The sequence below is a fragment of the Anaerovibrio sp. genome (assembly GCF_045637405.1).
Taxonomy (GTDB): Bacteria; Bacillota; Negativicutes; order Selenomonadales; family Selenomonadaceae; genus Anaerovibrio.
In genome coordinates, this window is the sequence record NZ_JAZTZI010000069.1 from 1 (window position 1) to 9,927 (window position 9,927).

The following is a 9,927-nucleotide window of genomic DNA, read 5'->3' on the forward strand; positions in this document are numbered from 1 at the left end:
GGTCGGTGTTAATTGTACTTTACTACCTTTCTTAACAACAAAACCGTCGCTTGTGCGCTCACCAAAAGCTTTGATTCCACTTCTGGTACATTTCAATTCTTCATTCCTTGTTTCAACAATTGATGTACCTTCTTTATCCACCAGTGGAACAAAAACCTTATGCCCCAATGTACCAACTATAATCTTAGAATAGTCTATAAAATCCTCTAATTCACTGATTTTTTCTTCTGACGGATTACCCGGATTTGGATCATTGCCGTTTTTCACAGTATATCTATTTACCTCATTAGCTAATTTGCAAAAACGATGTTCTAAATAACTTATCTCAGTTGGGCCTAAAGAATTATTGGAAGTTGTTATAGCTATAGCTTCATTCCAATAGTCCTTTTCAGGATTTTTATCATGCTCCTGCAACCTATTATATAGTCCTTCACCATTTTTCCTTATACAAGCCTGACCGATATATACTACACTCTGTTCAGATATATCATCATCCTTACCAAACAGAAAATATACACCAGCTTGCTTCAGTTCTTCTCTGTCTTTGCAAGAGGCCAGTTTAGTACGAGGTATTTTAAATGCTAGACCTGTCCAATTTGCCAATGTACACTTCACTCTGCCATTAACATCACCATCCATCAAGTATAAATTGATATTTTTCCCACGCGCCATAATATTCACCACCCGACTATTCATCACTCACTTCGATAATATGAAAAACAGCTTCGTTTATTATCTCATCTCACACAACATCTTTCCCAATTTGTACCGTAATTTTACTTCCACAATAAAGTGCAAGCTTTAATACTAGTTTAACACTTTTTTCTATTTCCTTTACCTTAAGTCGTCCTTCTTTCATTATTTTTTGCTTCATCCGTCAATATTTTTTATCTCCCAACTCTTGAACGCATCTTTTCAACTATTTTAGCCATGTCCAATTGCAATATTACCGGTTCAGTAAATGGATTCAGCACAAGACCCAATACTCTATTTTTATAAAATTGTGCCATTTTAAGTATTTCCAAAAAATGCTTTTCCACCTTAGAATATTGATTATCATATTCTCCCATAACTTCTACACTGGAAAAAACAGGGATGAAATCGTCTTCTCCATTTGAGATAATTGCTGGAACCAGACGAATAGGTTCTTCATTTGTAAATTCCATGCCTACCAAAGAATCCAGATTGTCGCCTGCCATTTGTAACATTTTATTCAATGATACTTGATCCTTGTTTCCAGCAATTGCATTACACGGTATCCAAACATTACTATCCCTTAAAATTGCCAATAAATTCCAAAAACTATCATCCGTATTCCAACATTTATATTTTCTGATAGCTTCTCTTAAATGCGAGCCATCAGCTAACTCCTTTACAGAAAGTTTTCTACCCTTTCCTCGATATAAAATCCATATATCATCAACGGCTCTATAGAAACGGTCTATTATTTTAACCATTTCTTCAGGTAAATTATTTCGACACTCAGCAACTAACTCATCAGGAATACCATAATAGGCTTCCGCAATACTTCCGGCTATGCATGCCAGTGTATCTATGTCACCGCCTAGAGAAATAGTAGTCCTAATTACATCCTCAAAATCCTCACCTTCCAAAAAAGCAGTTATAGCTTCCGGTACAGACCTTTGGCAGGTTTCATCATGGTGGTAATATGGTCTGATTTCATCACATATACGGGATAAATCATACCCTATAACGTCTGTAACAAAAGATTTTATTGCTTCTTTGCCTTTTCCCTCCAGGGACAAATATATTGATCCTGCTACAGCCTGAGCACCTTTTATGCCCTCTGGGTGATTATGGGTTACTTCTGCCGTAAGACAAGCTAATCGCATTGCTTCCTCCAAACTTGTAGCAAGCCAACCAGCAGCCGAAACACGCATCGCCGCTCCATTGCCATAGCTATTATATGGCTCAGGCTCATCTGCCTTTAACCATCTACCAAACATACTTCCATAACCTGCATTAGGGTATTCTCTTCCCCAGTTTTGCATAGAACTAACTAAAGCCTGTAGTATTTCCACATCAGAATCAAATTCCCCATCGACATTATCGAGTAACGCCTCTGCCACTGCCACTGTCATCACAGTATCATCAGTAAATTCTGACTTATCACAAAACAGTGGAAAATCTTTTGTCTTATCCCCTCTGTCAAACTCATACGGAGCCCCTATCATATCACCTAAAATTGCACCATACATATATAATCACTCCTCCTCGTCTTCCTCTTGTATCAGGCCCGCCTTCTTCATCGAATTATGAGTCTCCATCAACCATTCATTGTAATAGTCATATTGGGGCTGCGTCCACCAGTCCAGCAACATATTTAATGTCTCCGAATCCTCTTCTATACTGGTACATTTATATTGCTCAGGATCTCTATTAACTTTGACAAAATGATGACCATCCGTTCCAAATATTATTTCATATATACAGATTCCAGTCCAACTGCGATGGGCATACAGGGTATTTCCCTCCATATACCAAAACCACTTATCATCCATCGATTCAGGAATATTCCCCTTGCGCAGAATATCCATTTCCTTCTGAGTAATTATCCTTTCAAGAATGAATAATTCATGCTTTTGAGGCATAGCTACTATCTTCCAATCATTTTTTGTTGCAGCATCTAAAGGCGGAAATAATTCATCTAAAATTTTTCCCCCAATTCCCAAAACCTTATCACTGTTAACTGCAAAAACAATATCAATCTTACCTTCATCTTCCAAAAAATCATAACATGCCTGCAAAGCTTTTCTCCAAGCCTTCTCTACTGGATAACCACTTGCACCAGAAGATATTAAAGGAAATCCAATGGATGTACAGCCAATTTTGACTGCCAAACGCAGTGATTGTTTATATGCACTATATAAGAGCTTTCCCTCGTTGAATTTTCCACCATGCCATACAGGACCTACTGCATGAATAATATACTTTGACGTTAAATCAAATCCGGGGGTAACTACTGCTGAACCAATTTCGCAATGACCGATACTTTCGCAGGCAGCTGAGAGCTTTTCATATCCAGCTGCTTTAAAAATTCCTTCGCAAACAGCACCATATGGCCTAAGCTGCACATTAGCCGCATTTACAATTACGTCTGTATCTAATTTTGTAATGTTAATTTTAGTAATACTTACATTACTTGCTTTACACATATAAACCGCTCCCTTCATATCTGGCATTTGTCTATTAACTTCTGAATATAATCTACCAAAAATAATATGAAGGGTGGTCTCCTGTCAGGTGACATTTTATATAGCAAACTTCGTGCGAAACATTATTTCGCACTACGCCCTTACAACGAAATCTAAAGCTCATCTGCATCCTTCGGATTTGATTCGCTAAGATTTCGTAGTAAAAATACTTATACTCCCAATGTAGGTTCCCCTTTTTCAAACAGCACCTGATTAATACTATCGATGTCGTATTTCCCATGTCTGAGGAAATATTCAATAATTACATCGCTCACATTGCTATGTGAAAAGGCGTAGCCGGCCCGAGCCAATAACTCCCTGGTTTCTGCCAAATTTAGTTCCAAGGCTATGGCCAACGCAAAGACGGTGGACTTTTTCGGCTTATAATCTTGATTAGTGCGTATTTTCGAGAAATGCTTGCGATTAATATTGGCCTTTTTATACACCTGGGGATCTGTCATTCCCTTGGCATCAATAAGTTTAAACAAGGCTTCTGAAAAGGTATCTGTCATATCATCTAACATTTCGTCCAATGAACGGGAATCAGTGACTCTATTTTTATATAGAGCCGCCTCCCGTTCCCGCCTGCGCCGATAATTATTACAGCTTTCCTGAGCCAAATGCTCATCCACATACACCTCATCAATATAATTCTGCACATCATTAAACAGGCTATTAGAAATTTTGAAAGACTCCCGATCAAACATTACCATGTATACATCCAAATCATGCTCATCAATATATTCCCGAATGGCCCCTGTAGCAGTGGCAATGGCAATCTCCGGTGGACATCCGAATATTCCGGCAGAAATCAAAGGAAAGGCTATTGAACTGCATTTATGGTCTGTTGCCAACCGGAGAGAATTTTTATAGCAACTGGCCAACAGCTCCCGTTCCCCATGCTTTCCATCCTGCCATACAGGTCCAACGGTGTGTATTACATATTGTGCCAAAAGATTATATCCTGGAGTAATAAATGCCTCCCCCGTATCAATATTTCCTATTTTTTGTCTGGCTATCAACAGCTCCGGCCCAGCAGCCTTATGAATAGCCCTGTCAACACCACCACCTACAATGGCTCTGGGATTGGCGGAATTAACAATTACATCCACCTGCATTTTCGTTATATCGTTTCTGACAAATTCCAAAGGCATGACATTCAACTCCCGTCAAGATACTACATTATCATTCTACAATCACAGCAAATACTCCTTTTACTGCGATATCATTATTCATAATAACGAATGGAGGACGCCTTCAGGCATCCTCCATTTTAAAATGACGATTTTTCTGCTATCAAATTACCAGGTCATTCAGCAGATTTCTCAGCACCACAATCTCATCCTTTGTAAAGGTAACACCCTTACCCATACGGCTTCTGTCCGGAGACCACTCACGAATGTCATACTTTGGGTTAAGGTGATTCCATGAAACCAGGTTCAACTCCTTGTGCCAGCCTCGTCTGTCCTCAGCAATTACCCCGAACTCCTCTTTAATTTCACAGGTAATTTCCCTTTTCTCATTACTCTCCATGATATTATCCACTCCTTTATTAATATATTTAATATCTGAGTACATTGTAGCAAATATTATTAAGTTTGTAAATAATATTCCAAAAATAAAAAGGCTGTTTACACAGCCCTCAAAAGACAATCACATATTTCCATCCCAATGCTTGAATAAATTATTCTCCACATTGAGACTATCGCATATTTTCCCCACCAGCATATCCACCAAATCCATCAAGGTTTTAGGCAAATGATAGAATCCTGGACTGGCAGGAATAACCATAGCTCCCAGCTTGGACACCTTCAGGAGATTTTCCAGATGTCCGGCATGCATTGGAGTTTCACGAGGCACCACTATAAGGCGGCGACCTTCCTTTAAAATCACGTCTGCCGCCCTAGTCAGTAGATTATCCGTAACCCCTGTCGCAATGCAAGCCACCGTTTTCATGGAAGCAGGTACCACCACCATGGCATCAGCCCTAAAGGAACCACTGGCAATAGAAGCCCCGATATTATGTACATCGTGAAGCATGTCTGCACTGTTCAGAATCCTCTCATAAATGTCAGGACACTCAAACCTCACTACCTTTTCACCACTTTCAGTAAGCACTACATGAACCTGATGCCCGGCTTCCTTCAGCACCTCTATAAGACGGAGACCATAAATACTGCCACTGGCCCCCGTTATTCCTACTATAATTTTCATACATCCTCCAAAATCCCCACAATCATACAGCTTCAAAGGCATTTTCAATAAGTCTGAAGCTCATGCTGCCACTTTTGGCTGCCAAAATCTCCAGTACGTCAAAGCGGTAACTATAATCATGCAACCCCTTATACCTTATATATGATTTGGCAGTACGGACTATTTTTTGCTGCTTGAAATAATTTACTGCTTCAGCTGGGGCCCCATATTTCATAGTTCCTCTGGTCTTTACCTCCACAAAGGATATAGTATTCCCCTTACTGGCAATAATATCTATTTCCCCAGTCTTGGCCCGATAATTTCTCTCGCGAATAAAATATCCGTGATTCTCCAAATACTGGGCTGCCGCCTGCTCTCCCTTATTTCCCAAAATTTTGTTATTCATTATATGCCTTTCATTGGCGGCATCTGATTTTTCAAATCCTTGCGCCGCTGGTCGATCCTATACACATAAGCCAGAATTTCAGCCACAGTGGTATACAGCTCTGTAGGAATCTCCTTGTCCAATTCCAGAGCCATAAGCATATTTACCAGAGATTTATTCTGATAAACAGGCACCTTGCCCTTTTTGGCAGCCTCCAGAATATTTTCCGCAACGTGCCCTTTACCCTTGGCCACTACCTTTGGCGCCATATTCTTTTCCGGATCGTATTTTAGTGCTACGGCTTTCTTCTCAGCAAGAGGATCCAATTCCGGATCTTCCTGAGGTCGCCTTCCCTTATTCATCATTGCTTACAGTTCCTATCTTCAAGTCAGTTAGGTTAATCGGCGTATTGAAAAGTGCCTTACGAATATCAGGGAGATATTCCTTAAACTCATCCACAGCTTCATTGTCCGAGAACACTACCCTAAGGTTTAGATTATTGCCATCATACAGACGACATACCACATCCACAGCACCGATTTCATCTGTCAGCACACATACACGGAACCATGTATCCTTGCGGGTAACACCATACTCGTCCTCATGAGGCGGTTCGTCATAAATATGAAGATACGCAGGATAGCTAAGGGTACCATCACCTACATACAAAGGCATCATATAGGAAATAGACTTTTGACCATCAGCCTTAAATGCACCATCACTATCCATAGAGCCCTTTATAGCATTAGTAAAATTAACAATTTCCTTGCTGGCACTTCTGTACTGATAGCCCTTCATTTTCTTCAAGGTACTGATATCTGCCAGCTGCATAAATGCCCACAGCTTAGGCAGTGCATCAAATCCCATTTTCTGGGCCGCCTGCTGAACAGAAGCCGGCATATTGCCCTCTATGGTACGAAGCAAGGTATTCAGCTGCTTGGCATCCTGCTCAGACAGCATCCCCTGATTTTCATTGATAAAATTGTTAAGAAGCTGGGTCTCTTTTGGAGTCAGCTCCATATTTTTCATTATCAGTTGTCCTGCATCCTTTAACGCCAAAGCCACCTGCTGGCTATCCATCTGTGGTAGCTGGTACTGGGTGGTATTGGCAGCTGGCGCATTATTATTTTCAATAGGCTGCTGAGGACCAAAACGATTAAAAATACTTCTAAACAACGGGTTCTGTTCAACAGGACCATTCATTCTGGCTGATGTTCCCTCGTAGGCCATGCCAATATTATTCAGGCGAACATTAATGGTTTCCCGCCCCGGAATGGTAAAATTACCATTTTCAGCCATTGCACCGGCAGTATTAGACGTAGGACCCATTGAGCCCGTCTTAGGCTGCCCCTGCATGCTTTGAGAATTTTGAACTGTCTGCCCATTTGGGAGAATCTGCCCGTTTTGCCCTCCCTGTGGCATAGTGTTCGTGCCCGTCTGGGGAGCTTGGGCCGTCGCCGTCTGGCCTGTCTGCACTCCACCATTGGTACTTTGAGGCATCTGACCAGCCTGTGGCATAGCTTCACCTTCTGGCATAATATTATTGCCAGTCATGGCATTACTGCCAACTGTGGTATTGCCCCCAGGCATATTAGTGGCTGGATTGGCATTCCCCCCAGGCTGAGCCATTTGCCCACTTTGTGAAGTCATTTGCCCAGTCTGTGAAGTCATTTGTCCTGATTGAGCTCCCATTTGCCCAACCTGCGAAGCAAGCTCTCCACCTTGAGACGCCATTTGGGCAGAGTTACCCGTCAACGCCCCCTGGACATTCCCCTGCTGAGGCTGTGACTGAGATGTATCCCCAGTAAATGCACTTTTAGGGAAAAAGGCATCCACCAGCTTATTTAAGATATTCAGTCCTTCTGTAGTCTGCTGGGCTCCCTGAGCTGGCTGAGGATTGGTGACAGCGGCCAAGTGGGCCAGAAGCTGCTCAAGCTGGCGTGGCATTTCCTCACCTTCCGGGAGCTGCATCAGCTGAAAGGCCAATTTATTAATATTTACAGGCTCCATGGAGCTGTTGTTACCAAGAACTGCCTTAAGATTGTCAAATACTGTCTGTAAGCCCTCGGAAAATTCTCCCAGCTTGCCCTGATCAGCCATCTGCCCTAGCTGAGTCATAATTCTGCCCAAGGTATTAAGCTGCTCCACAGAAAATCGCTGACTTGCCAAAGAGCTGCCCACACCTTCTCCCACAGTGCCCTCAATAGTAAAGGCATTGCGCATAATATTCTGAATGATGTTTTTCAGCTCACTTGGAATGGCATTTTCCGCTTCTGACTGATGGGTGGAAATCTTAGACAGAACTCCCGCCATATTATCTATGGAATTTTTTATATTTACATCTGTACGGGGCGAAAAGGCAGAACCTGAACTGCCGCCACCATCCCGTTTGACTGATAGCTTATCACCTTTAGTTTCTTGTGTACGCTCCGCAGGTTGTACTGAGGGCGTCATTCCTGTTACATTTGTTGGCAAGGCCTTTCCACCTCCTGGATACCAAAATATAGGTTATCATTTTATTTAAGACAATAATATATCAATTTTTAATGTGTGATTTATTAATTATCAAACAAACTGCCCACGTCTTCCGTCTCTTCCACCATTGATTTTATAGGTTCAAATGACAGCCTGTGAATTGGGCATGGTCCATATTTGCGTATAGCCTCAATGTGAGTCCCTGTGCCATATCCCTTATGACCGGCAAAACCATATTCGGGATATTTTTTATCGTATTCATCCATAAGACGGTCACGGGAAACCTTGGCAATAATGGAAGCCGCCGCAATGGACGCAGACTTGGCATCACCTTTAATAAGGGATAATGACGCCATAGGAAGATTTTCCAGCTTCACAGCATCCAAAAGCACCTTGTCCGGCTGTGGCTCCAAGGCAAATATAGCTTCATACATGCCATTCATAGTGGCCTGCAAAATATTCACTCTGTCTATGGTACGTTCATCCACAAAGACCTGCTTTACACTTACAGCCTTGGCCATTATTTCATCATAAAGCTCATCACGAACCTTTTCGGACAGCTTCTTGGAATCGTTGATTTTCGGGATAATAAGCCCCTCCGGAAGAATAACCGCCGCCACAGATACCGGTCCTGCCAAAGGACCACGGCCTGCCTCATCAACGCCGGCAATAACAGTAAGTCCTTCCCTTCTGGCCTCATCTTCATAACGGTACATGGCCTTGACACGGGCTATTTCCTTCTGCTGCTTTTCATAGCGCTTGAGGATTTTTCCTGCTGCTGCCCGGGTGTCCATCTTAAGAGCCTCCAACAGCTCCTCAGTAACTTCGCCAGACGCAAACAAACCCTCTATTTGTTTTATCGACAAGTCTGCAATATTCATTAATTCTTCTCCTGAGAATTCTCGGCTTCTTCAATGGCAGGTGGTGTATCAAGACTGACAGTACCCAGCTTGCCGCTCCTGAAATCTGTGAGAACAATGCGTTGTGCCTTTTCCAAATCCACCACGCCACCCTTCACAAGGCAGCCACGCTTTTTACCTATCAGCTCCAACAGCTCACCAGAGGTCTCCGGCAATTCGTCTGTAATCTTGTAGCGTTCTTTAATACGCTCGGGGTACAGCTTAATCATGGTATCGAGGAACACTCCGGTGATAAGCTCACGGTCCACCGCCTCATCGTTGATAGCCCCGGTAAAGGCCAGCTTAAGTCCGGCATTCATGTCCTCAAATTTTGGCCAAAGGATACCCGGAGTGTCCAAAAGCTCCAGGCTGTCGGCTAAGCGAATCCACTGCTTGGCACGGGTTACTCCTGGCTTATCTGCGGTCCTGGCTTTATTGGAGCCAGCAAGACGATTTATAAGGGAGGACTTTCCCACATTTGGAATACCAAGAATCATCACTCTGGCAGAGCGTGCCTTGGCTCCCTTGGATACCAGCTTTTCAGTCTTTGATCTGGCCAACTCCTCAGTCAGCTTTACCAGTTGCTTGGTTCCCTTACCCTGGGTAGCATCCACAGCCACAGCCTGAATTCCCTGACTACGAAAATAAGCAACCCATTTCTTGGTAATGGCAGGGTCCGCCAAATCAGATTTATTAAGTGCCACCACCTTAGGCTTGCCGGCAATAATCTCCTGAAGCATTGGATTGGCACTGCTGTATG

Annotated in this window: 11 protein-coding genes; all 11 read right to left on the bottom strand. The window is 42.6% G+C overall.

The window, feature by feature from the left end; translation table 11 throughout:
- Window positions 1-672, bottom strand: a 672-nt coding sequence (locus ACKI5G_RS05230) for a GIY-YIG nuclease family protein (protein WP_407398300.1), incomplete at its 3' end; no start/stop codon positions are given.
- A 215-nt stretch (window positions 673-887) separates the two neighbouring features.
- Window positions 888-2,219, bottom strand: coding sequence for an ADP-ribosylglycohydrolase family protein (locus tag ACKI5G_RS05235; RefSeq protein WP_407398302.1), 1,332 nt, complete (start codon window positions 2,217-2,219; stop codon window positions 888-890).
- A gap of 6 nt (window positions 2,220-2,225) precedes the next feature.
- A complete protein-coding gene (locus ACKI5G_RS05240) occupies window positions 2,226-3,203 on the bottom strand; it encodes a macro domain-containing protein (protein ID WP_407398304.1) in 978 nt (325 codons plus the stop codon).
- 182 nt (window positions 3,204-3,385) lie between these two features.
- Window positions 3,386-4,369: a macro domain-containing protein gene (locus ACKI5G_RS05245; protein ID WP_407398306.1), complete on the bottom strand. Its 984-nt coding sequence runs from the start codon at window positions 4,367-4,369 to the stop codon at window positions 3,386-3,388.
- A gap of 142 nt (window positions 4,370-4,511) precedes the next feature.
- Entirely contained in the window at window positions 4,512-4,748 is a 237-nt protein-coding gene (locus ACKI5G_RS05250) for a YdbC family protein (RefSeq protein ID WP_407398308.1), read from the bottom strand.
- Between the two features lie 120 nt (window positions 4,749-4,868).
- Window positions 4,869-5,429, bottom strand: a complete 561-nt coding sequence (locus ACKI5G_RS05255) for a UbiX family flavin prenyltransferase (RefSeq protein WP_407398310.1) — start codon at window positions 5,427-5,429, stop codon at window positions 4,869-4,871.
- 22 nt (window positions 5,430-5,451) lie between these two features.
- Complete coding sequence (locus ACKI5G_RS05260; protein WP_407398312.1) at window positions 5,452-5,814, bottom strand: YraN family protein; 363 nt, start codon at window positions 5,812-5,814, stop codon at window positions 5,452-5,454.
- Window positions 5,814-6,158 (bottom strand): EscU/YscU/HrcU family type III secretion system export apparatus switch protein, encoded by a 345-nt coding sequence (locus ACKI5G_RS05265; protein ID WP_407398314.1) that lies wholly within the window; start codon window positions 6,156-6,158, stop codon window positions 5,814-5,816. The genes ACKI5G_RS05260 and ACKI5G_RS05265 overlap by 1 nt, the downstream gene beginning before the upstream one ends.
- The gene (locus ACKI5G_RS05270) at window positions 6,148-8,268 is read right to left on the bottom strand and encodes a hypothetical protein (RefSeq protein WP_407398316.1); all 2,121 of its coding nucleotides are present in this window, start codon (window positions 8,266-8,268) and stop codon (window positions 6,148-6,150) included. The genes ACKI5G_RS05265 and ACKI5G_RS05270 overlap by 11 nt, the downstream gene beginning before the upstream one ends.
- 83 nt (window positions 8,269-8,351) lie before the next feature.
- On the bottom strand, window positions 8,352-9,149 hold the full coding sequence (locus ACKI5G_RS05275) for a ribonuclease HII (RefSeq protein ID WP_407398318.1): 798 nt from the start codon (window positions 9,147-9,149) through the stop codon (window positions 8,352-8,354).
- A partial coding sequence (gene ylqF / locus ACKI5G_RS05280; protein ID WP_407398320.1) for a ribosome biogenesis GTPase YlqF occupies window positions 9,149-9,927 on the bottom strand: 779 nt, incomplete at its 5' end. The genes ACKI5G_RS05275 and ylqF, both read right to left, overlap by 1 nt.